The 21,867-nt window shown below is 50.2% G+C and carries 21 protein-coding genes and 1 other annotated feature; of the genes, 15 read left to right on the top strand and 6 right to left on the bottom strand.

Annotation, left to right across the window (positions count from 1 at the left end; genetic code table 11):
- Positions 1-83 precede the first annotated feature (83 nt).
- Positions 84-1,742, top strand: coding sequence for a peptide ABC transporter substrate-binding protein (locus ACZ2GZ_RS10195; protein ID WP_214713883.1), 1,659 nt, complete (start codon positions 84-86; stop codon positions 1,740-1,742).
- A 117-nt stretch (positions 1,743-1,859) separates the two neighbouring features.
- On the opposite strand, the gene trpS is transcribed toward ACZ2GZ_RS10195, so the two are convergent.
- Both trpS and ACZ2GZ_RS10185 read right to left on the bottom strand, forming a co-directional pair.
- A complete protein-coding gene (gene trpS, locus ACZ2GZ_RS10190) occupies positions 1,860-2,861 on the bottom strand; it encodes a tryptophan--tRNA ligase (RefSeq protein WP_021066942.1) in 1,002 nt (333 codons plus the stop codon).
- 47 nt (positions 2,862-2,908) lie between these two features.
- Positions 2,909-3,116 (bottom strand) — a binding site (T-box leader).
- Positions 3,117-3,162: 46 nt separating this feature from the next.
- A complete protein-coding gene (locus tag ACZ2GZ_RS10185) occupies positions 3,163-3,531 on the bottom strand; it encodes a DUF3899 domain-containing protein (protein WP_021066943.1) in 369 nt (122 codons plus the stop codon).
- A gap of 272 nt (positions 3,532-3,803) precedes the next feature.
- Here ACZ2GZ_RS10185 and ACZ2GZ_RS10180 point away from each other — a divergent pair, with 272 nt between their 5' ends.
- From ACZ2GZ_RS10180 to ACZ2GZ_RS10160, 5 genes are all read left to right on the top strand, one after another.
- A complete protein-coding gene (locus ACZ2GZ_RS10180; RefSeq protein WP_058764496.1) occupies positions 3,804-5,420 on the top strand; it encodes a peptide ABC transporter substrate-binding protein in 1,617 nt (538 codons plus the stop codon).
- Between the two features lie 301 nt (positions 5,421-5,721).
- Positions 5,722-6,648: an oligopeptide ABC transporter permease gene (gene opp3b, locus ACZ2GZ_RS10175; protein ID WP_021066945.1), complete on the top strand. Its 927-nt coding sequence runs from the start codon at positions 5,722-5,724 to the stop codon at positions 6,646-6,648.
- Complete coding sequence (gene opp3C, locus ACZ2GZ_RS10170) at positions 6,648-7,673, top strand: oligopeptide ABC transporter permease (protein WP_021066946.1); 1,026 nt, start codon at positions 6,648-6,650, stop codon at positions 7,671-7,673. The genes opp3b and opp3C overlap by 1 nt, the downstream gene beginning before the upstream one ends.
- Before the next feature lie 24 nt (positions 7,674-7,697).
- Positions 7,698-8,771 (top strand): ABC transporter ATP-binding protein, encoded by a 1,074-nt coding sequence (locus tag ACZ2GZ_RS10165; protein ID WP_021066947.1) that lies wholly within the window; start codon positions 7,698-7,700, stop codon positions 8,769-8,771.
- The gene (locus ACZ2GZ_RS10160; protein WP_214713880.1) at positions 8,771-9,721 is read left to right on the top strand and encodes an ABC transporter ATP-binding protein; all 951 of its coding nucleotides are present in this window, start codon (positions 8,771-8,773) and stop codon (positions 9,719-9,721) included. Before ACZ2GZ_RS10165 ends, ACZ2GZ_RS10160 begins: the two co-directional genes overlap by 1 nt.
- A gap of 71 nt (positions 9,722-9,792) precedes the next feature.
- On the opposite strand, the gene ACZ2GZ_RS10155 is transcribed toward ACZ2GZ_RS10160, so the two are convergent.
- Entirely contained in the window at positions 9,793-10,326 is a 534-nt protein-coding gene (locus tag ACZ2GZ_RS10155) for an HD domain-containing protein (protein WP_021066949.1), read from the bottom strand.
- Between the two features lie 220 nt (positions 10,327-10,546).
- On the opposite strand from ACZ2GZ_RS10155, the gene ACZ2GZ_RS10150 reads away from it, so the two are divergent.
- The 4 genes from ACZ2GZ_RS10150 to ACZ2GZ_RS10135 all read left to right on the top strand — a co-directional run bounded on the left by ACZ2GZ_RS10150 (position 10,547) and on the right by ACZ2GZ_RS10135 (position 13,395).
- The gene (locus tag ACZ2GZ_RS10150) at positions 10,547-10,684 is read left to right on the top strand and encodes a hypothetical protein (RefSeq protein WP_021066950.1); all 138 of its coding nucleotides are present in this window, start codon (positions 10,547-10,549) and stop codon (positions 10,682-10,684) included.
- 179 nt (positions 10,685-10,863) lie between these two features.
- Positions 10,864-11,262 (top strand): transcriptional regulator SpxA, encoded by a 399-nt coding sequence (gene spxA / locus ACZ2GZ_RS10145; protein ID WP_015881217.1) that lies wholly within the window; start codon positions 10,864-10,866, stop codon positions 11,260-11,262.
- 180 nt (positions 11,263-11,442) lie between these two features.
- The gene (gene mecA, locus ACZ2GZ_RS10140; RefSeq protein ID WP_021066951.1) at positions 11,443-12,096 is read left to right on the top strand and encodes an adaptor protein MecA; all 654 of its coding nucleotides are present in this window, start codon (positions 11,443-11,445) and stop codon (positions 12,094-12,096) included.
- Between the two features lie 66 nt (positions 12,097-12,162).
- Positions 12,163-13,395: a DUF2254 domain-containing protein gene (locus tag ACZ2GZ_RS10135; RefSeq protein ID WP_470295203.1), complete on the top strand. Its 1,233-nt coding sequence runs from the start codon at positions 12,163-12,165 to the stop codon at positions 13,393-13,395.
- Between the two features lie 37 nt (positions 13,396-13,432).
- On the opposite strand, the gene ACZ2GZ_RS10130 is transcribed toward ACZ2GZ_RS10135, so the two are convergent.
- Entirely contained in the window at positions 13,433-14,155 is a 723-nt protein-coding gene (locus tag ACZ2GZ_RS10130) for an SDR family NAD(P)-dependent oxidoreductase (protein WP_214713878.1), read from the bottom strand.
- A gap of 81 nt (positions 14,156-14,236) precedes the next feature.
- Here ACZ2GZ_RS10130 and cls point away from each other — a divergent pair, with 81 nt between their 5' ends.
- The 3 genes from cls to pepF are packed head-to-tail and all read left to right on the top strand — an operon-like array spanning position 14,237 to position 18,642.
- On the top strand, positions 14,237-15,748 hold the full coding sequence (gene cls / locus ACZ2GZ_RS10125) for a cardiolipin synthase (RefSeq protein WP_029595781.1): 1,512 nt from the start codon (positions 14,237-14,239) through the stop codon (positions 15,746-15,748).
- Between the two features lie 12 nt (positions 15,749-15,760).
- Positions 15,761-16,822 (top strand): competence protein CoiA, encoded by a 1,062-nt coding sequence (locus ACZ2GZ_RS10120; protein WP_214713876.1) that lies wholly within the window; start codon positions 15,761-15,763, stop codon positions 16,820-16,822.
- Between the two features lie 17 nt (positions 16,823-16,839).
- The gene (gene pepF, locus ACZ2GZ_RS10115) at positions 16,840-18,642 is read left to right on the top strand and encodes an oligoendopeptidase F (protein WP_131471117.1); all 1,803 of its coding nucleotides are present in this window, start codon (positions 16,840-16,842) and stop codon (positions 18,640-18,642) included.
- A gap of 221 nt (positions 18,643-18,863) precedes the next feature.
- On the opposite strand, the gene ACZ2GZ_RS10110 is transcribed toward pepF, so the two are convergent.
- Both ACZ2GZ_RS10110 and ACZ2GZ_RS10105 read right to left on the bottom strand, forming a co-directional pair.
- A complete protein-coding gene (locus ACZ2GZ_RS10110; RefSeq protein WP_021066957.1) occupies positions 18,864-19,637 on the bottom strand; it encodes a DsbA family protein in 774 nt (257 codons plus the stop codon).
- A gap of 85 nt (positions 19,638-19,722) precedes the next feature.
- On the bottom strand, positions 19,723-20,304 hold the full coding sequence (locus ACZ2GZ_RS10105; RefSeq protein WP_214713874.1) for a CYTH domain-containing protein: 582 nt from the start codon (positions 20,302-20,304) through the stop codon (positions 19,723-19,725).
- Positions 20,305-20,411: 107 nt separating this feature from the next.
- Between ACZ2GZ_RS10105 and yjbM the strand changes: the two genes are divergently transcribed.
- Both yjbM and ACZ2GZ_RS10095 read left to right on the top strand, forming a co-directional pair.
- Entirely contained in the window at positions 20,412-21,056 is a 645-nt protein-coding gene (yjbM, locus tag ACZ2GZ_RS10100) for a GTP diphosphokinase (protein ID WP_021066959.1), read from the top strand.
- An 11-nt stretch (positions 21,057-21,067) separates the two neighbouring features.
- Positions 21,068-21,865, top strand: coding sequence for an NAD kinase (locus tag ACZ2GZ_RS10095; protein ID WP_021066960.1), 798 nt, complete (start codon positions 21,068-21,070; stop codon positions 21,863-21,865).
- The last annotated feature ends 2 nt before the right edge of the window (positions 21,866-21,867 follow it).

The raw sequence follows: 21,867 nt of genomic DNA, 5'->3' as shown, positions 1-21,867 counted from the left end.
TAGCAAATTTTGTAAAGTGAGATATCTGAATTTTCTACCATCGTTCATTTCGTTAAACCGAAAAAAATCAGGGGGTCATCGCAATGAATAAGAAAAAAGGTTTTGCTTTAGCAACGTCGGTAACGCTTCTATCTAGCGCATTCCTAGCAGCTTGCTCGGGTGGGGAAGAAGAGACATCATCAAAAAATCAAGGTTCTGAAGGCGGCGCAGACGAGGAGCAAGTCCTCAACTTGCTCGATAGTTCTGACATCCCTTCACTTAACCCTACACTCGCGACTGACGCGGTTTCGTTCAACGTCTTGAACAACGTTAACGAAGGTCTCTATCGTATGGACGACGAAGATAACCCGACACCGGGGATCGCGGAGTCACACGAAGTTTCTGAAGACGGTAAAACGTACACGTTCAAAATCCGTGAAGGCGCAACTTGGTCTAACGGTGAGCCTGTAACAGCTAACGACTTCGAATACGCTTGGAAAGAAGTCCTTAACCCGGACAACGCTTCACAATATGCTTACGTCATGTCAATCATCGAAGGTGCTGAAGCCTACAACACTGGCGAAGGCGAGCGCGACGCTGTCGGCGTCAAGGCACTTGATGATCAGACACTTGAAGTTAAATTGACTGCACCAGCAGATTACTTCCTCGGCCTCACAAGCTTCGGCGTATTCATGCCTAAACTTGAGTCGTTCGACAAAGAGCAAGGCGAGAACTTCGGTACGTCTGCAGAAACAACGCTCTACAACGGACCGTTCAAACTCGATAGCTGGGAGCGCGAGCAAGGCTGGAAAATGGTCAAAAACGACGACTACTGGGATGCTGAAGCCGTCAAACTTGACGAAATCAACGTTAAAGTCGTTAAAGAAGTTTCAACAGGCGTTAACTTGTACGAAAACGGCGACGTTGACCGTACTGGTTTGACTTCTGAGCTCGTTGCGCAATACCAAGACAACGAAGACTTCTCGACTGTCGTCGAGCCAACACTCTTCTACCTCCAGTTCAACACGGCAGTTGAAGCACTCGACAACCAAAACATCCGTAACGCGATTGACGCGGCATACGATAAAGCAGCGATCTCTGAAACGCTCCTTGCGAACGGTTCAATCCCTGCGAACTACCTCGTACCAAAAGACTTCGTAACTGGACCAGACGGTAAAGACTTCCGTGAAGCGAACGGCGACATCGGCGGCTATGACGTAGATCGTGCGAAAGATCTTTGGGAAAAAGGACTCGAAGAGCTCGGTCAAGACTCTGTCGAAATCGAGCTCCTCAACTATGACTCAGAATCTGCGAAGCAAATCGGTGAGTTCATCAAAGGTGAACTTGAGAAGAACCTTCCAGGTATCACACTTACAATCAAGCAACAACCGTTCAACAACAAACTTGACCTTGAGAACAAAGGTGATTTCGAGTTGACATTCGCTGGATGGGGCCCTGACTACCAGGATCCAATGACATTCGTTGACCTCTTCGTCACTGACGGACCATACAACCGTGGTAAGTGGTCGAACGAAGAATTTGACAAACTCATCGAATCTGCGAAATCAAGCACAGATGCTGAACAGCGTTGGGCTGACCTTCAAGCTGCAGAGAAAATCGTTCTTGAAGAGAACGCAATCTCGCCAGTTTACCAACGTGGATCGGCTCGCCTCACGAAGCCATACGTTAAAGGAATCGTTGAACACGCGTTCGGCGCTGACTACTCGTACAAGTGGGCATTCATCGAAGGCAAAGAGCAATAAGAAACAACATGCATACGAAAAGAGACAGGGACGCCTGTCTCTTTTTTTGTGCCTTCAGATGAAGTTAATATACCGTACAAAAAAAGCCGCCCCTTGCATGCAAAGGGCGGCTAAACGTTATTTCTTCACTTTGGCCCGTTTCCGGTTGAGTCCCATCGCTTTCTCGATTTTGGCGAGGTTCTTGTTGGCGACGGCTTCCGCTTTCTCACGGCCCGCATCGAGGATGGCATCGAGCTCAGCTGAGTCGACGAGTTCGTGATAGCGATTCTGGATTGGCTCAAGCATGGCGACGACCGCTTCGGCGACGTCTTGCTTGAACGTTCCATAATTCGAATCCTTGTAGCGCTCGACGAGATCATCGATCGGGGTATCGGTCGAGAGCGAGTAAATCTCAAGCAAGTTCGAGATGCCCGGTTTGTTCTCACGGTCGAAGCTGATGACACCGCTCGAGTCCGTGACCGCGCTCTTGATTTTCTTACGGATGACGTTCGGCTCATCGAGCATCGAGATGAAGCCCTTCGCGTTCGCGTCTGATTTCGACATCTTTTTGACTGGGTTCGTCAAACTCATGATGCGCGCGCCTTCTTTTTGAATGAGCGGCTCAGGAATCGTGAACGTCTCATAGTATCGTTTGTTGAAGCGTTCGGCCAAATCACGCGTCAATTCGACGTGTTGTTTTTGGTCATCCCCGACCGGGACGAGTTCCGTGCCGTACAAGAGGATATCGGCTGCCATCAAGGTCGGATAGACGAATAGGCCAGCGCCGATATTCTCACTGTTCTGTGATTTGTCTTTATACTGCGTCATGCGGCTCAGTTCACCCATGCCGGCGATGCATGTCAACATCCATCCGAGTTGGGCGTGCGCCTTCACTTCCGATTGGACGAAAATCGTCGATTTCTCAGGGTCGAGACCGCAAGCGAGATAGAGAGCCGCAAGTTTGCGCGTGTTGTCCATCAACTCGACGCGGTCCAATTGAACCGTGATTGAATGGAGATCGACGACACAGTAAAACGCTTCGTGTTCTTCCTGCAGCTCGACGAACTGTTTCATCGCGCCTAAGTAGTTGCCGAGCGTGACGACGCCGGTCGGTTTAATGCCAGAAAAGATTTTTGCCATGATTGCACCTCCAGAGAATATAAAAAACCGCGGTTCCCCGCCCGATAAATCGGGACGAATAACCGCGGTGCCACCCAAATTTGCATGAAACTCATGCCACTTGATCGCGTTAACGGGCGTGACCGTCTCGCCGTACTATCGTTCAGGCGAGCCACTCCGAAGTCCATTCGCTCGACGCTTTCCATCTACTCACAGCAACGTAGACTCTCTGGGGGAAAGGGGATTCGAGGTACTTGTCTTCTTCATAGTGTTTCCTATTGTTCTAGGCATAGTGTAGCATATCGACAGTGAAATCGGAAGGTCAAACGAGGGTGATCACGTAAGAAAGAACGACGCTCGTGACACCGACATAGACCCAACGCCACGCCGAACGTTTTTGATTGGCTCGATCTTCTGGTGAGGCTTCTTCGTCTTCTTCGTAGTCAGGGTCGATTTCTTTCAACTTGGCCCGACGATTGCGTTTGAACCCGTACATGAACCCGTCAAATAATCCGGTGGCACCCATATGAGAGAACATCCCGACCGCGAAGACGAGTATACCGGCCACGAACAAGCCGCCACTCAAATGGAACCCGATCGTCTCGTCTTGGTAGTATGACAAGTTCGACCAAACGGTGTAGGCAATTGTGACAATTCCCCAAACGATTAATATACTTCTAAAATTTTTCAATGTGACAAACTCCTTTCAGCGTGGATGCGCTCCATCGAGTCATCCGCCCTATGGCTCTATGATACCTGTTGTGCCACATATATGGCGAGAAGTTCGTGTTAAAAATGACAGCGGTTTATTGGGGAGTTGACAGTTTGATTAAAAATTTTTTACAATAGCCCTAACGTTCTTTCGTCGGATACAAAATGAAATATTCAGAAAATTAAAGAAAAAGTAAGATGTTACGGTCCGACGAAACGCCATGCTTCACGATTCAGAAAGGGGACATCGCAATGAAGAAAAAATCGATTCTGCTCATGATGACACTCATCTTGGCACTCGGTTCAGTGCTCGCCGCTTGCTCGACTGGCGGAGACTCTGACGGCGGTTCGTCTTCGAACGGAGAAAAGATTCTCCGCTTGACGGACACGTCTGACATTACAACAGCTGACCCGGCGCTCGCGACGGACGCTGTGGCGTTCAACTTGATCGCCAACACGATGGAAGGTCTCTATCGTCTTGACCAGGAAGGAAATGCCGTTCCAGCCATCGCTGAAGGAGAACCAGAAGTGAGTGAAGACGAAACGGTCTACACGTTCACACTTCGTGACGCGGAATGGTCAAACGGAGAACCTGTCACAGCGAACGACTTCGTCTACGCTTGGCAACGCGCCGTGGATCCTGAAACAGGTTCACAATACGCGTACATCATGAACACAGTTAAAAATGCCGAAGCCATCAACACGGGTAAACTTCCTAAAGAAGATCTCGGTGTGAAGGCAATCGATGAGAAGACACTTGAAGTTACACTCGAGCGTCCAGACCCATCATTCATCTCGCTCACATCGTTCGGTACGTTCACACCGATTAACGAAGCTTTTGCGACTGAAAAAGGCGAAGACTTCTCGACGACTCCAGAAAACCACATCTACAACGGTCCATTCACATGGTCGGAGTGGGATCGCGAGCAAGGATACGTGTTGACGAAAAACGAATCGTACTGGGATGCTGAGAATGTAGCTCTAGAGAAAGTCGATGTTCGCGTCGTCAAAGACACATCGACAGTCGTTAACTTGTATGAAGCAGGAGAAGTCGACTACGCCGGCCTCTCATCTGAACAAGTTGCAGCGTTCCAAGAGAACGACGACTACAGTACAGGTCTTCGTTCAACAGTCGGTTACTTTAAGTTCAACCATGAAGATGAACTCTTTGCTGACGTAAACGCCCGTAAAGCAGTCGCTCGTGCGGTCGACCCAGCCGGGATTATCGATCAGTTGTTGAACAACGGTTCAATCGCCACGACTTCGTTCGTCCCGAAAGAATTCATCAAGTATGAAGACGGAACGGATTATGCAGAAGGCGTAACACACTTTGAGACGAACGCTGACGAAGCGGCATCACTTTGGGAAGAAGCGACTGGCGGCGAAGCTGTCACGATTGAACTTCTCTCATTCGATAGCGAAGTAGCAAAACAAATCTCAGAGTACATGAAAGGCCAACTCGAATCGAACTTGCCGAACGTGACCGTGAACATCTCACAACAACCGTTCAACAACAAGCTCGAACTCGAAGCGAACGGAGAGTATCAGATGTCATTCGCCCTTTGGGGACCTGACTATCAAGATCCACTCACGAACCTTGGTATTTTCACATCTGACAACGGTCAAAACGACATCAACTACAAGTCGGCAGCATACGATAAGTTGATTGATGAAGCATCAGCTGAAACAGCAATCGATGCGCGTTATGACAAGTTTAAAGAAGCAGAAACGCTCTTGATTGAACAAGACCAAGCCATCATGCCGCTTTACCAAGCGGGTGTCGCTTACTTGCTCCGTCCGAACGTCGAAAACTTCAACCGTCAACTATTCGGTGCTGACTACCAGTACAAATACGTCGATATCAACTAAATGAGAAGGGGGCATGCACCACGCATGTCCCCCCTTTTCTAAAAAAAATCAGAAATTAGAGAAAAAACTATTCAAAAGTTTTGTTGGTAAAGTATAATGTAGTAACAGTGAAAATTCAGAATACTTTACAAACTAAGGATTCTTCGATTTTCATGTGCTGTGCTAAGAGCCTTGAGATGACGTTTGACCTATTCTTTCAGAAAATTCCTTTCATTTTGTGAATTCATGAAAAGGGAAATATGTCATAGTGATGCTGTTGGTGCAAGCATAGACACATTAGAAAAACAGGGGGTATTTATTTATGGGACGTTATATTCTTCAGCGGCTGACTTACGGCCTCATCACGTTCTTCTTGATTGCGACGTTCACGTTTTTCCTGATGGACCTGCTTCCAGGTTCGCCGTATCAAAACCAGGAGAAATTGACAGAGACACAAATTCAACTCTTGAACGACCGCTACGGACTCAATGATCCGCTTCCAGTTCGTTATGCGACCTACTTAGGAAACCTTGTGCAAGGGGACCTCGGTGTATCGTTCCGTACGGCCAACCGGCCAGTGACGGATTTGATCATGGAACGAATCGGTCCTTCGGCTCAACTAGGTATTCAAGCACTTGTGCTTGGGACGTTTGTTGGATTGTTGCTCGGGATCGTGGCAGCCATTCGTCATAATACGTTCATCGACTATGGTTCGATGTTCATCTCGGTAATCGGGATTTCTGTCCCATCATTCGTCTTTGCAGCACTTCTCCAGTACTACGTTGGAGTTAAGTTGCAGTTGCTCCCTGTTGCGTTCTGGGATTCCCCGGCGCATACGATTTTACCGACCATCTCGCTCTCACTCGGGGTCACGGCGTCCATCGCTCGTTTCGTCCGGACCGAGATGTTAGAAGTTACCGGACAAGATTACGTGACGCTCGCGAAAGCGAAAGGGTTGACCGGGAATGCGATCGTCTGGAAACACATGGTGCGTAACGCGATGATTCCAGCAATCACAATCCTCGGACCAATGACGGCCGGTCTATTGACGGGTACGTTCGTCATCGAAAAAATCTTTGCGGTACCTGGTTTAGGTGAATTGTTCGTCACATCTATTACGTTGAATGATTACTCGGTCATCATGGGCACGACGCTCTTCTTCTCTGGCCTGTTCATTATTATCATTCTACTTGTCGATTTGCTCTACGGAGTCGTTGACCCACGTATTCGTCTTGGGGGGAATAACTGATGATTGAAAACAAAAAGAACTTCGAGCAGTTCGACCAAGACATGTTCCAACGTGTCGAGATGAACGAACAGCTCGCTGAACGAATCGCTGGTAAAAGTCTAAACTTCTGGCAAGATGCTTGGATGCGCCTAAAGAAAAACAAAGCGGCCATCTTGTCGTTATCGATTATCGTCATTCTTGTCTTACTCGCTCTATTCGGCCCGATGTTGTCTGGTCGTGACGCTTATACGCAAAACATCTCGCAAGCGAAACTTCCACCTAAAGTCACAGGACTTGAGTGGGCAGGGTTAGACGGGATGGCTAACCTCGGTGGCCGTGAAATCGACTTCTATGAACAAAAGAACGTCGAAGAGAACTACTGGTTCGGTACGGACTACCTCGGCCGTGATCTTTGGTCACGTGTTTGGGAAGGTACACGTATCTCACTCTTCATCGGTTTAATGGCCGCAATCGTCGATACGGTTATCGGTGTCGCCTATGGTGGTATCTCGGCTTACTTCGGAGGCCGTACGGATAACATCATGCAACGGATTGTTGAGATTTTGACTGGTGTACCAAACTTGATTTTGATTATCTTGTTCATCTTGATCTTTGACCCAGGTGTCTTCACCATCATCTTGGCGATGGCCATCACCGGCTGGATCGGGATGAGTCGACTCGTCCGCGGTCAGATTTTGAAATTGAAGAACCAGGAGTTCGTCTTGGCTGCCCGTACACTCGGCGCTTCAAGTACTCGTTTGATTTTCAAACACTTGATTCCGAACACGCTCGGCGCCATCATCATCACACTTATGTTCACGATTCCATCTGCCATCTTCTTCGAGGCATTCCTTAGTTTCATCGGGATCGGACTTCAACCGCCACAAGCATCACTTGGTACGTTGATTAACGACGGATACAAAGAGCTACGGACGTTCCCGTACTTGCTCGTGATCCCGTCAATCATCATCGTCTTGCTCATGGTCAGCTTCAACTTGCTCGCCGATGGCTTGCGTGATGCGTTCGACCCGAAAATGCGTAAATAATTATAGAAACAGGGGGACTCGTGCATGGAAACGATTTTATCTGTCCGAGACTTAGCGGTCTCGTTCCATACGTATGCTGGAACAGTACAAGCCGTTCGCAACGTATCGTTTGATTTGAAAAAAGGCGAGACGCTCGCCATCGTTGGTGAATCGGGTTCTGGTAAATCCGTCACATCGAAAGCGATTATGCGTCTCATTCCGAACCCGCCAGGTGAAATCACGAATGGAGAAATCTTGTTCGAAGGTAAAGACTTGGCGAAGTTGTCGGAAAAAGAAATGCTTAAAATTCGTGGACGCGATATCGCAATGATCTTCCAAGATCCGATGACATCGCTCAACCCGACGATGACGATCTACAAACAGATCGCCGAAGGATTGAAGCAACACCAAGGACTCACAGGTGAGGATGCGAAGAAGCGTACACTTGAATTGCTCACACTCGTTGGGATTCCAAACCCTGAGGCACGCCTCAAGCAATACCCGCACCAACTTTCAGGTGGGATGCGTCAGCGGATCGTTATTGCGATCGCGCTCGCATGTAACCCAAAAGTATTGATCGCCGATGAGCCGACGACGGCCCTCGACGTAACAATTCAAGCTCAGATTTTAGAGTTATTGAAAGACATCCAGCAAAAGACGGGCACAGCGATCATTTTCATCACGCACGACCTCGGTGTCGTTGCGAACATGGCAGACCGCGTTGCTGTTATGTACGCTGGTAAAATCGTCGAGAAGGGAACGGTTGATGAGATCTTCTATGAGCCGCGTCACCCTTATGCATGGGGACTACTCGGATCGATGCCGCGTCCATCCGATGACCCGAACGAGGCGCTTCCGGCCATCCCGGGTACGCCGCCGAACTTACTCAACCCACCGAAAGGCGATGCCTTCGCACCACGTAACCCGTATGCGATGAAAATCGACTTTGAAAAAGAACCACCGATGTTCCAAATTAGCGACACACACTATGCGGCGAGCTGGCTATTGCACCCACAAGCCCCACAAGTGAGCCCGCCGAAAGCAATCCGTGATCTTGCGCTCAAGTATCGTCCGGACAGCGCGTTCGCGAAATCGATTTTGAAAGGTGGTGCTGAATAATGGAACGCGAGAAATTACTCGAAGTAAAAGAACTGAAGCAGCACTTTAAAATCGGCCGAGGCCGCGTCGTCAAAGCGGTCGACGGCATCTCGTTCGATATTTATAAAGGTGAAGTGCTCGGACTCGTAGGGGAGTCTGGATGTGGGAAATCGACGACAGGTCGTACCATCATCGGACTTTACGATGCGACTGACGGGGATGTCATCTTCAAAGGTGAGAACGTTCACGGCAAGAAGAGCACCGCTGAAAAATTGAAGTTCAACCGAGCGATGCAAATGATTTTCCAAGATCCATACGCATCCCTCAACCCGCGTATGACCGTCGCTGATATCATCGCCGAAGGCATCGATATCCACGGTCTTGCCAAGACGAAAGAAGACCGGATGAACCGCGTCTATGACCTTCTCGAGACAGTCGGTCTTACGAAAGAGCACGCGAGCCGTTACCCGCACGAATTCTCGGGCGGTCAGCGTCAGCGGATCGGGATTGCCCGCGCTCTCGCAGTCGAACCGGACTTCATCATCGCTGATGAGCCGATTTCGGCTCTCGACGTATCGATTCAAGCCCAGGTCGTCAACTTGATGAAAGAATTGCAACGCGACCGTGACCTCACGTACTTGTTCATCGCCCACGACTTGTCGATGGTCAAGTATATCTCGGACCGGATCGGTGTTATGTATCAAGGTCACCTCGTCGAGCTCGCTCCTGCAGCGCGCCTGTATGAGAACCCACTCCACGCTTATACGAAGTCACTTCTCTCAGCAATCCCACTTCCGGATCCTGAGCATGAGCGGACACGTAAACGCATTGTGTATGAGTCGAAGTCGCTCGGTGCCGTCGGACGTTCGGATGAGGATTCAAGTATCCCGCCACTCCGCGAAGTCGAGCCAGGCCACTTCGTCTCAATGACAGACGAAGAGTACGAAGCTTACAAAGTACAACTCGTATAATAGGAAAGTCCCGAATCCAGATGGATTCGGGACTTTTTTCGTACAAAAAAACACCGTCCATGATGACGGTGTCAGGCGTTTGAGATGCGTGGCAAATTCGAGAGCCGGTCGACAACCGCGTCAATCAAGCGGACGCGGGCCAGGGCATCTTCGATATCCATCGTCTCATAGTGGTGCAATCCACCAGGCTGTTCGACATACGTGTCCGCATCGTGAACGAGCTGTTGGAGTGGCGTCCGTTGAATCCGGTTGGGCGGCAAATAGGAGTCGGTGTGAAGCAATATCATGACCGAGATCTCTTTCGCGCGGGCCGGGTCTTCGCCGAGACGAATCAACAGCTTATGGGCACGTTCGGCGCCTTTAATGGCATGGATATCGTTTTGACGATACAAATCATAATTCCATTTTCCTTCGGTGTACCATTCATAATGACCGATGTCATGGAGCAGGGCGGCTTTCGTCGCTAAATCCGTATCGAGGCCTCGTCGCGTCGCCAATTCGAGAGCGCGTTCACACACATCGACGGCGTGTTTCAAGCCAGAACGGGTCAAGTATTTCTGGGTGACCGGGTGTTGCATAATCGTCTCTAACGTAATTCTCATCATCGCTCTCCTCCTTGGTGATTTCAAAGGTTATTTCTATTAACTATACGGGAATGAGATAGGAAAAGCAAATTTGGAACGTGTGAAATGATGAAAAACTTGGAGATTGTTCAACTATTTTCATAAGAATGTGCTATAATTTAAATGTAGATTAGTGCAAGTTCAAGATTTTCAGATTCAGTAACGGTCGGTCCGGTCCTTTTGGCGTTGGGGGTGAGAGACCATGAAAGAACGTAATAAAGTTTTGCAACAGAAAAAGAAACTTCTAAAAGAAGTCCTCAAGAAGAAATTGAAAGACTTGCAAGTGAAGCCAGGCAAAGAGACGGTATCACAACCGGTTTCTCGAATGCCGGCGTCCTAGAACGGTCGATCAAGGGTCGCATTCTCGAGAATGCGTCCTCTTTTCTTACCCGAGTGAGAAAAGTTATCATTGAAGTTTCAATTGATAAGAATTATTATAATTAAGTGAACGATTTTTTGGGTATACAAATAGAGTCACTTGAAAAAGATGAACGAACATTTGATCAGGGAGGAACGAAAATGGTCACACTTTACACGTCTCCGAGCTGCACATCGTGCCGAAAAGCACGGGCTTGGCTTGAAGAGCATGATATCCCATTTACGGAACGAAATATATTTTCAGAACCACTCTCACTTAATGAGATCAAACAAATCCTACGTATGACAGAGGACGGGACGGATGAAATCATCTCGACCCGGTCTAAAGTTTTCTCTAAAATCGACGTATCGGTCGATGCGCTCTCGCTTCAACAACTATACGATTTGATTCAAGAGTATCCTGGATTGCTTCGCCGTCCAATCTTGATTGATGAAAAACGTCTTCAAGTCGGGTATAACGAAGATGAGATTCGTCGATTCTTGCCGCGCAAGGTCCGGACGTTCCAACTTCAAGAAGCGCAACGACTCGTCAACGAGTGAGGAAGCATACTGTCTAAGCAGTGTGCTTTTTATTATTCCGTTTTTCCGATAAAATAATAGTAACAACCCCATCATCAATAGATTGACACGTTAAAAAAAGGGTACTATGATAACAAGACAATTTCCCCTCTCCTCCTTAATTGTTGAAGTAGGAGTGAGGTGAGAAGGGAGTGGACAATCGTGAAAATTGAGCGCATCAATGACAATACCGTCAAATTTTTCATTACGTATGTCGATATCGAAAAACGCGGTTTCGCTCGTGATGAAATCTGGTATAACCGAGAACGTGGTGAGCAGCTGTTCTGGCAGATGATGGACGAAGCGCACGAACGAGAAGATATCTCGTTTGATGGTCCACTATGGATACAAGTACAAGCTTTTGAAAAAGGACTCGAAGTGACCGTGACGATCGCGAAAAACGTGATTGGCGCCGAAGACGATTCTGAGCTCGGATCACTCCTACGCTCGGCAATTGATGAGGCACGCGATCAACAATCGGTGCTCGACCAGTTGAGTGAACTCGATGAAGAAACCGAGCAGGAGGCGTGGGCTCCGCTCGCTATGGAAACGGATGACTTTGAGGCGATCATCTCGCTCAGCAAACGGGCGGGAGAGACGTTAAGCAACGTCGACCTCAAACTGTTCCACTACGATCAGAAGTATTACTTGTGGATCGATTTCCCGGAAGAGATGGAACCAGAGGAAGAAGAGAACGTATTGAGTCTCTTGGCCGAGTATTTGACGTTCAGCACGCAGACGTTAGCGATGCTCGAAGAATACGGTAAGCTTATCCTCGATGGGGATGTCTTCGCTAAAGTCCGTCACTATTTCTAAACCCCAATCGCCTGTTCATATGGACAGGCGATTTTTTTCTAACTAATACATAAACGAGGTGTCGTGATGTTCAAGCGTTTGCAGTTGATGTTGGCCGATAGTGCCTGGTTTGTCCCGTTTTTATATGGGGTCGGGGGGATTGCCTTGACGTTCCTGACCCAATACTTCGGAAACTTCTTTCGGGAACTGTTGCCCGAAATCGTCTATTTAGATAAGGATTCGGCAGCAACCGTGCTGTCCTCGTCCTTTACGAGTCTGATGACGATGATGACGTTTAGTTTCTCAACGATTCTCGTCGTCTTGACGACGTACTCGTCACAGTTCTCACCACGAACAATCAATAACTTTTTGACGAACTCGGCATCGAAACATACGCTCGGCTTGTTCATCATGACGACGGTGTACGGGATCACGAACTTATTTTTAATTCGGACGTCGGATGAGGATGTCGTACTCGCCTCGGGCGTCAGCGTGTTGCTCGTCGTCAGTTCCATCTGGGCGTTCGTCAAGTTCATACAAACGATAAGCGTCTCAATTCAAGCCGAACGTCTCTTGTCAGCCCTGCATCGCGAGGCGTTGTCCGTCATCGAGACGCAACAGCAAGCGGTGGAGGACGGAAAGATGCACATCGTTCCCGAACGTTCGGTCCACACGTTCGAGGGCCAGGCCATCTATGCGCCGCGCACCGGCTATATCCAATTGTTCGCAAGCGAGAAACAAGAAAGCCATGATGTCGATTTCGAGTCGGTCGTGGCCGTCGGGGATTTCGTGGCGAAAGGAGACTTGCTCGGCTATTGGCTCGGAGAAGAAGCGCTCGATGTCGACGTGTTCCAAATTGGGGAGATTCGCTCCTCGATTCAAGACCCGGCCTTCGTCATCGAGAAATTGAGTGAAATCGCGTTGAAAGGCATCTCGCCCGGGATTAACGATCCGAATACTGCGATTCACGCCATTCATTACATCGGCGACATTTTGCGAGAACTGAGCCGATTACCTGAAGGGGATTTCTTATTTTCCAATGACAAGAGCAACTGGCACGCCAAACGTAAACCGATGGAGGCGACGTTGTTCGAGGCGCTCACCCCAATCAAGACGTATGCGAGCCATGACATCTTTGTGATGGCATCCGTGTTCGAGGCGATCCGAATCGCCCGACTGGAAGCACATGCCTCACACGAAGAGACGTTCGAGGGGTTCATCGACTATTTGGAGGAGTCGCTCGATTTTGAAGAGTTGCATCCGAGAGAACGCGCGTTTCTGACGAATCAGATGATGCGTGCCCGAAAAGTACAGACGTAAAAGGGAGGGGTCACTCGAGACCCCTCCCTTTTGGTACTTATGAGAGTGTATATCCACCGTCCACCGTGATGGCTTGACCGTTAATATAGCTTGACGCTTCGCTCAATAGGAATGTGACGACCGGTGCGACTTCCTCCGGTTTGGCGGCATGTCCCCGGAAATGATGGGTCATCGCCTCTTGGAATTCGGCCTCACCGCCATACAGTTTATGACTGAGTGGCGTATCGACCGGACCGAAACAGACCGCATTGAAACGTATTTTGCCTTTCATCCGATGGGCGAACGTCTTCGTCAAGGCGATGACGGCCGCTTTCGAGGCGGCGTATGGACCGAGCATCGGCGGAAATTTGACGTGGCCGACGATTGCAGCGTTATTGACGACGCTCCCTCCCGTCGCCAACAGCGGGATGGCGCGTTGGATAAGCCGGTTCACAGCCAACACGTTCAGTTCGAATACGTCGTCAAACGCGGTCGCTGGCAACCGCTCCGGTGTCCCGGGACGACCGAACGTCGCGGCGTTGTTGAATAATCCGTTGAGGACGACCTTGTCCTCGCTCAAGCGGTCCATCAATGCTTCAACTTGCTCGGATTCGGCTAAATCACATGTAAGGAAAGTGATGCGTGGTGAGGCGTCTTCGAGTGCGGCACCTCGTGTCTCGTCGCGGCCGATGCCGATGACGTCATGTCCGTCCTCAGCCAAACGAAGGGCGACGGCCCGTCCAATCCCGCTCGTCGCTCCTGTAACCAAAAATGTGCCCATATTTTGTTCGCTCCCCTCAAAAGATGGTGTTAAGTTGTATAATTATGATAATACAAGACAGAAACGAGGTCAGTTTATAATATGTTGCGACGCATACAAGTACTTTTATCCCTGATTTTGCTCGCAGGTCTCATTGCCGTATTATCGTATTACTGGAGCTCGCAAGTGATCGGGTTGTTCTCGGTGCTCGTCTTTTTGACGACGTTCAGCATCCTGCTCGTCATCCTGCTCGAGAATCGAAATCCGCAGCGGACGCTCATTTGGGCCATCGTCATGCTCGGCTTCCCGGTCGTCGGGCTGTTCGCATATTTTGTGTTCGGACAGAACTATCGCCGGAAGCGCATGTTCAAAGAGAAGGCCATGTTGGACGAAGAGACGTACCTCGCTTATCGACAGAAGGCGATGACGTTGTCGCCGTCGCTCATGTTCTCTCATGACGATTATGAGAAGTTGCTCCATTTGACGTCGTCTCTGAATCAATTACCCGTTTCGTCGAACACGTATACGCAAGTGCTGACGAATGGACAACAGAAGTTCTCGAAGTTGTTGCCCGCTTTGAAAGGGGCGACCCGCCACATCCATCTCGAATATTATATTTTCCGGGAAGATCGTATTTCTCGGGAAATTCAACGGATTTTGATTCAGAAGGCGAAGGCAGGGGTCGAGGTGCGCTTTCTATATGACGCGGTCGGCTCGATTCATACGAGCGGGACGTTCTTTGACGAGATGCGCCAAGCAGGTGTCCATGTCAAAGCGTTCTTCCCGGTCGTCCTGCCGCTCGTTTCGAGTAAGACGAACTATCGGAACCATCGGAAAATCGTCGTCATCGATGGAACAGAGGCGTTCACAGGCGGGTTGAATGTCGGAGATGAATATTTGGGCGAGCATTCGAAGTTCGGTTTTTGGCGTGACACGCATCTATACGTCAGAGGGGAAGGGGTGTCGGAACTCCAGCTCATCTTCTTGCAGGACTGGTACTACATGACGGGTGAGCGTCTATTCACGCCGTTCTATCTAGAGCCGCTCGAGACGGTGCGAAGTGCGAGTGGCGGCGTACAGATTGTGGCGAGCGGACCGGATGAGCCGTACGAGACGATGAAATCGATTTATTTCGCGCTGATCAATGCGGCCAAGAAGTCGGTATACATCTCGTCCCCGTACTTGATTCCAGACGAGGACATCATGAGCGCGCTCAAGACCGCTTCGTTATCAGGTATCGATGTCCGTATCGTGCTTCCGAGCTATCCGGACCATAAAATTGTCTTTTATGCGAGTCGCTCATATTTTGAGGAACTACTCAGCGCCGGGGTCAAGATTTACTTGTATGAGGAAGGGTTCATGCATTCGAAAGTCATCGTCGTCGACGATGGGTTGGCGACAATCGGAACGGCGAATATGGACTTCAGAAGTTTCCACCTCAATTTCGAGGTGAACGCGCTCTTGTATAACACGAACTCCGTCCATCAGCTCAAACAAGATTTGTATAAAGACTTTGAAGGGTCACACGAGTTGGAGATTCGGGCGTTCTCGGAACGATCCTACTTCATCAAACTCGTCGAATCATTGGCCCGAATGTTTTCACCACTATTATGAGGGGGAAGCGGGATGCGATTTGCCATCGGTCGAACTGGAGGGTATGTGGATGCCCTTACGCTCAGTCGGGGGCGGATTGAACCGTTTGCCCCTTTTTCGTGCCCAGAATGCGGGGAACGGGTCATCGTCAGGCAAGGTGTGAAACGGCGTCTCCATTTCGCCCACGTCAATCCTTGCGGATGCGGCGAGTCGACCGGACACCATGAAGACAAATGGGGAGTGCGGCAATGGCTTCAAGGGCAAGGGTATGAAGTCGAGCAAGAAGTCGTCATCGGCGCACGTCGTGCCGATTTGGTGGCAGTACGCGACGATACACGGCTCGTCGTCGAAATCCAGGCGTCCACGCTCTCAATCGAGTCTTACGTCGACCGGACGAAACATTATCGCGACAATGGACTTGACGTCGTCTGGCTGGCGAGCGGGCTGCAGCCCGGGGGTGTGACAACGTTCAAACCGTGGATGCGGGCCGAACTGGCCCGACGACATAGCCTGGTCGTCCCGACCGGACAGGCGTTATACCGCTTCGTCGGCTTTCCGGTCTCCATCCGAGCGGGCGTCGGGCAATGGCAGGTCGCGACCTCGTTCGATGTCTCGCCGTTCGCGGCATATTATGGCTTCGATGCCCATCGTTGGACCCAAGTCATTCGGCGGAGGCGGATGACGCCACCTTATCCGACGCCACAGTATCGCCGCCTCATCTTGAACCGACTGTATCCGCTCGGGATGTTGCCCTCGTTGTTACCGAGCTACTGTTATTTGCCGTTGCCGTCACTGTGGGGGGTCCATGTCCATCCGTTCATGTTCCAGACGGTGCTCTACTTGAATCGACGGGATTGCCCCGGAGACTCCGTCAATTGGAGCATCGAGAAGACGTGCCGCCAGTTCGACGTGACCCCGACAAGCGACTTTCTGCAAGCGTTTGAAGTACAATGGAGACAGCTGTTGAACGTATTCGACGTGACGGAGGCGGTGCGCGATTGGCACGTGCCTAAGACGTTAGACACGGCGTTGCTTCACGATTTTCGATACTTTCAAGGGTTTCAGCGATTCATGGCGAAATCGTATACAAACTAAGAAAAGGAAGTGGACATATGTCAGAAGTACTTACACGACAACAAGTACCCGTCGAGGAGACGTGGAACTTAGAGACGATTTATGCAGACGATCAAGCTTGGGAACAAGATTTTGAGGCGCTAAAAGCAAGCGTACCGGCCTTGGTCGAGTTCAAAGGGAAACTCGGAGAATCAGCGGCTTCTTTATTCGCAGGTCTGCAACTGCGCGACGACATTTCGCGTCAATTGCATAAGCTGTATACATACGCCCATATGCGCTACGACGAGGATACGTCGAACAGCCATTATCAGGCACTGAACGACCGTGCCGGTTCTCTCGCCGCCCAAATCTCGGCTCAGCTCGCGTTCATGACGCCAGAGCTGCTCGCCATCGACGAAAGCCAAATCGAGGCGTTCATGAGTGAGCACGAGTCACTCAACGTCTATCGCCACGCGTTCGACGAGTTGGCACAAGAACGTCCACACGTGTTGACGGAAGCGGAAGAGGCGATTCTCGCCCAAGCCGGTGACGTCCTCGGGCAGTCGAGCTCGACGTTCGGCATGCTCAACAACGCCGACTTGAAGTTCCCGAAAGTGAAGAACGAGAAAGGCGAAGACGTCGAATTGACGCATGGCCGCTATATCACCTTCCTCGAATCAAGTGACCGCAGCGTCCGCGAAGGCGCATTCAAGGCGATGTACGGGACGTACGAGCAATATTTGAACACGTTCGCCTCGACGTTGTCAGGTAGCGTGAAAAAAGACAACTTCTATGCGACGGTCCGCAAGTTCGAGAGCGCCCGCCAAGCGGCGCTTCATCATAATGCCATTCCAGAATCCGTATACGACGGGCTCGTGGAGGCGGTGAACGAACGTCTCGACTTGTTGCACCGTTATGTCGCGCTCCGGAAACGGGCACTTGGTGTGGACGAGTTGCATATGTACGACTTGTATACGCCGCTCGTCAAAGACGTGGACATGAAAATTCCGTATGCCGAAGCGAAAGACTTGATGGTCGAGGGGCTCGCGCCGCTCGGAGACGAGTACGTCCAAATCGTCAAAGACGGACTTGCTTCACGTTGGGTCGACGTTCGTGAGACACGTGGTAAGCGTAGTGGCGCCTATTCATCAGGCGCGTACGACACGCAACCGTTCATCTTGATGAACTGGCAGGACAACGTCAACAACTTGTTCACGCTCGCCCATGAGTTCGGCCATTCGGTCCATAGCCATTATACGCGTGCGACGCAGCCGTATCCGTACGGGGACTACTCGATTTTCGTGGCTGAAGTGGCTTCGACGACGAACGAGGCGCTCTTGAACGATTATTTGTTGAAGACGCGCACGGACCGCCAGGAGCGGCTCTATCTGTTGAACAATCAGCTCGAAACGTTCCGGGGCACACTGTTCCGTCAGACGATGTTCGCCGAGTTCGAGCACATGATTCATAAAGCGGCCCAAGAAGGCGTCTCGCTCACACCTGAGTATTTGAATGAGACGTATCTCGAGCTCAACAAGCGATACTTCGGAGACGAACTCGTTATCGATGGTGAGATTGCGTTTGAATGGGCCCGTATCCCGCACTTCTATTACAATTACTACGTCTATCAGTACGCGACAGGGATCTCAGCATCGGCCGCGTTGTCGCAACAGATCATGGAAGAAGGCGAACCAGCTGTCCGTCGTTACATCGACAAGTTCTTGAAGGCCGGTTCGAGCGACTATCCGATTGAAGTATTGAAGGCGGCCGGCGTCGATATGACGACGAAAGCGCCGGTGCTCGCAGCACTCGATCAGTTCGAGGCCGTCCTCGACGAAATGGAGACGTTATTATTTCAATAAGAAGTATGGCGTGAACATTATGTGACAATATGAACAAAGTGCTTGTCACGTGGCGCCCGTCTCGGTATATTATAAGTGTGAAATCAATCACAAACCCCTTTATTGACCGTAAACTTTCTCCCAACCTGTGATCTGTATAGATACTCGGGTCGTGATGTTTTCCGTCCCCGCGGAGAACATCGCAAAAAACCCACGGCTCCCCGGCCGTGGGTTTTGTTGTGTCATTTATTCGTCGCCCAAGCTTGTCCGCTGCAACCTGGAACAGGTCGGCACCGTTGCTGGAGTGACAGTTTTTTCAGTTCTCTCTCGATGACCGGCTTCTCGAGCTCCAAGATGAAGGCGAGCTCGGTGATGGTCGAGGCATCGTAGCGCCCCAATACTTTCTCGACGTTCCACTCGGACTCCCGGGTTGGGACGTAACCGAGCAGTTCGGCCATGACGGCCTGATAGACGTCATACGGGTACAATCCTTCGATTTTGAGTGCTTCGTCACGCGTGACGAACGTCAAAGCAGGAAGTGACTCAATTTCCCAATCTTTTAAGATCTCATGGTCAACAGCTAAAGCGCTGAGCAGTTGATTGGATTGGATATCGGCCGCCAACTCCTCGATGTCGAGCCCGTAATCGACGAACGAGCGGGCAATTTCCCACAAGTCGCTGTCGCTAGAGCCATCCTTCAAAAAGATATCGTTTATATGCAGATGGCGTAAGAAGCGCATCGCATGACGTTTCCCTTGTAACTCCATAGCCTTAATCATCGTGAGAAGGCGAACCTCTTCTTGACATCCGCCAACACAACTAGGAACCGTCGAAACCATACGGAAACGAATCAAATGCCCGTATTCAAGTTCGAGCTTTTTAATGAGCGTCATCACATGAAGTCCATCTGGATCAGAAATGTCCATGAAATAGAATAACTCTAATGGTTTATAGGTTGCTTGGATAGGAGATTCTTCCAGTGAACAGGATGACTCATTACATTGTTCTAGTTCCATTGTGTCGCCTCCTCTCGTAAACAAAAATCAAATATATCGTATGCTCATTGTAGCAACGAAAAAAAAAGGTTGGCAACGTATCTGCTCAACCTTGATTTCGACGCACCTTTTCTTCCATGAATCGAACGATTTTATTTTTAGCGGGACGAAGAGGAATGCCATGCTCGCGAAGGAGCTGTTCGAAAGCGATTTTCCCTCTCGCCTCGTCGGTCACTTCAAATTCTATTTCGTAGTCGTGAATCTCCAAATAATGACTTTCATCAAGGACGAGTAGGCCGTCCGGTGTCGCGATTTCGGCCCGTTTCGTCTCGAGACGGCCGAGGTGTTCGAGCGGTCCAGACAAGTTGAATGGAGCGAGCGCGGCCGTCATTTGATCATCGTGGATGATGCCGTATTTGAACAAGTTCTCGGCTTCCTCTTCGTTGATGGCGGCGTGCGTCTCGAGCAAGCCGACTTCATGCGGCTGCTTCAGTGTCAGCACTTGGCCGTTCTTTTTCTCACGGATGCGAAGGGCGGCACCATGGTTCTTCAGTTCGAACGTCGGCGTGTCAAAGTAGTCGTTGGCTTGCCATTTCACTTCGTCTGTCAAATCGTAGGCGGCGAGCAACATTTCGTACTCGTCTTTTGTCAACATCGATTTAAATTCAATTTCCACTTCTTGGGTCATAAATCATCGCTCCATTCTATGAACAATTGTTGGTTTATGATACCATACAATCGGATACATACGGAAAAAGCAGGGCTTTCCGATACGAACGAAAGTGGTGACAGCATATGCAATCCATGGATTGGGATCAATATTTAGTGCCGTATCAAATCGCGGTCGATGAACTGAAAGTGAAATTCAAGGCGATTCGAAAGCAATATAAATCTCAAAATGACCATTCTCCCATTGAGTTTGTCACCGGAAGAGTGAAACCGGTCGGCAGCATCCTCGAGAAGGCGAAGCGAAAGCAGATTCCTTATGATAAATTGTCGACGGAGATGCAAGATATCGCCGGACTCCGCATCATGTGCCAATTCGTGGACGATATCGTCCACGTCCTCGAACTGCTCCATCATCGGACCGACTTTAAAATCGTCGAGGAACGTAACTATATCACGAACCAAAAGGAATCGGGCTATCGCTCGTACCATTTGATTCTCGAGTACCCGGTGCAAACGATTCATGGCGAGTTCCCGACACTCGTCGAGGTCCAAGTACGGACGCTCGCGATGAACTTCTGGGCAACAATCGAGCATTCGCTTAACTATAAATACGACGGGGATATGCCGCTCGAAGTTCAAGAGCGTCTGCGGCGAGCGGCCGAGGCGGCGTTCTTGCTGGATGCCGAGATGAGCCAGCTTCGCGTCGAGATTCAAGATGCACAGCAAGTGTTCCGGGATAAAGAAATGAACGTCCAGACGGACCAAGACTAGGGGGCCACGGCATGCAGTTTGCGATTGTAGCACGGGGAGACGCGCGGTCGGCTGACATCGCGCAAGAGTTGACGAATAAATTGACCGAAGCGGGGCATTCGGTTTCGAAAGAGCCACGCATTGTCGTCTCAGTCGGAGGCGACGGGACGATGCTGCAGGCGTTCCACGAGTATATCGACCGGCTCGATCAGACGTTGCTCGTCGGCATCCACACAGGCCATCTCGGATTTTACGCCGACTGGCAACCGGATGAACTCGATGAGTTGACGGAGATGATTACAAGCGAGTCGTTCGAACCGGTGTCATACCCGCTTGTCGAGGTACTCATCGATTACGAGGATGGGACGACCGATCGACAGCTCGCCATGAACGAATGTACGATTAAAAACTATAAGCGCACACTCGTCTGTGACTTATCGATTCGCGATGATTACTTCGAGACGTTCCGGGGCGACGGGTTGTGTATCTCGACGCCGTCCGGGTCGACGGCCTATAACAAAGCGCTCGGCGGGGCCATCGTCCATCCGTCCATCGAGGCAATTCAAGTGACGGAGATGGCGTCGATTAACAACTTGGTGTACCGCACGATCGGGTCACCGCTCTTATTGCCGAAACATCATCAAGTGAAGATTGCTCCGCACACGAAAACCGAGTTTGAACTTGCGTTCGATCATCAAGAAGCGTTGTCGTGGTCGAACGTGCGCTCCATCCGCTGTGCGGTCGCGAAAGAAAAAGTGACGTTTGCCCGGTTCCGGCCGTTCCCATTTTGGCGACGGGTCCGCGAATCGTTCATTGAAGAAGGGAAGTAACC

It is taken from the genome of Exiguobacterium sp. KKT215, from assembly GCF_055635335.1.
This window is presented reverse-complemented; position numbering and strand designations above follow the sequence as displayed.

Excerpts from the sequence above, each read along its gene's own strand:
- ACZ2GZ_RS10195 (WP_214713883.1), top strand. The coding sequence starts at position 84 with ATGAATAAGAAAAAAGGTTTTGCTTTAGCAACGTCGGTAACGCTTCTA.
- trpS (WP_021066942.1), bottom strand. The coding sequence starts at position 2,861 with ATGGCAAAAATCTTTTCTGGCATTAAACCGACCGGCGTCGTCACGCTC.
- ACZ2GZ_RS10180 (WP_058764496.1), top strand. The coding sequence starts at position 3,804 with ATGAAGAAAAAATCGATTCTGCTCATGATGACACTCATCTTGGCACTC.
- opp3b (WP_021066945.1), top strand. The coding sequence starts at position 5,722 with ATGGGACGTTATATTCTTCAGCGGCTGACTTACGGCCTCATCACGTTC.
- opp3C (WP_021066946.1), top strand. The coding sequence starts at position 6,648 with ATGATTGAAAACAAAAAGAACTTCGAGCAGTTCGACCAAGACATGTTC.
- ACZ2GZ_RS10165 (WP_021066947.1), top strand. The coding sequence starts at position 7,698 with ATGGAAACGATTTTATCTGTCCGAGACTTAGCGGTCTCGTTCCATACG.
- ACZ2GZ_RS10160 (WP_214713880.1), top strand. The coding sequence starts at position 8,771 with ATGGAACGCGAGAAATTACTCGAAGTAAAAGAACTGAAGCAGCACTTT.
- ACZ2GZ_RS10155 (WP_021066949.1), bottom strand. The coding sequence starts at position 10,326 with ATGATGAGAATTACGTTAGAGACGATTATGCAACACCCGGTCACCCAG.
- ACZ2GZ_RS10150 (WP_021066950.1), top strand. The coding sequence starts at position 10,547 with ATGAAAGAACGTAATAAAGTTTTGCAACAGAAAAAGAAACTTCTAAAA.
- spxA (WP_015881217.1), top strand. The coding sequence starts at position 10,864 with ATGGTCACACTTTACACGTCTCCGAGCTGCACATCGTGCCGAAAAGCA.
- ACZ2GZ_RS10135 (WP_470295203.1), top strand. The coding sequence starts at position 12,163 with ATGTTCAAGCGTTTGCAGTTGATGTTGGCCGATAGTGCCTGGTTTGTC.
- ACZ2GZ_RS10130 (WP_214713878.1), bottom strand. The coding sequence starts at position 14,155 with ATGGGCACATTTTTGGTTACAGGAGCGACGAGCGGGATTGGACGGGCC.
- cls (WP_029595781.1), top strand. The coding sequence starts at position 14,237 with ATGTTGCGACGCATACAAGTACTTTTATCCCTGATTTTGCTCGCAGGT.
- ACZ2GZ_RS10120 (WP_214713876.1), top strand. The coding sequence starts at position 15,761 with ATGCGATTTGCCATCGGTCGAACTGGAGGGTATGTGGATGCCCTTACG.
- pepF (WP_131471117.1), top strand. The coding sequence starts at position 16,840 with ATGTCAGAAGTACTTACACGACAACAAGTACCCGTCGAGGAGACGTGG.
- ACZ2GZ_RS10110 (WP_021066957.1), bottom strand. The coding sequence starts at position 19,637 with ATGGAACTAGAACAATGTAATGAGTCATCCTGTTCACTGGAAGAATCT.
- ACZ2GZ_RS10105 (WP_214713874.1), bottom strand. The coding sequence starts at position 20,304 with ATGACCCAAGAAGTGGAAATTGAATTTAAATCGATGTTGACAAAAGAC.
- yjbM (WP_021066959.1), top strand. The coding sequence starts at position 20,412 with ATGCAATCCATGGATTGGGATCAATATTTAGTGCCGTATCAAATCGCG.
- ACZ2GZ_RS10095 (WP_021066960.1), top strand. The coding sequence starts at position 21,068 with ATGCAGTTTGCGATTGTAGCACGGGGAGACGCGCGGTCGGCTGACATC.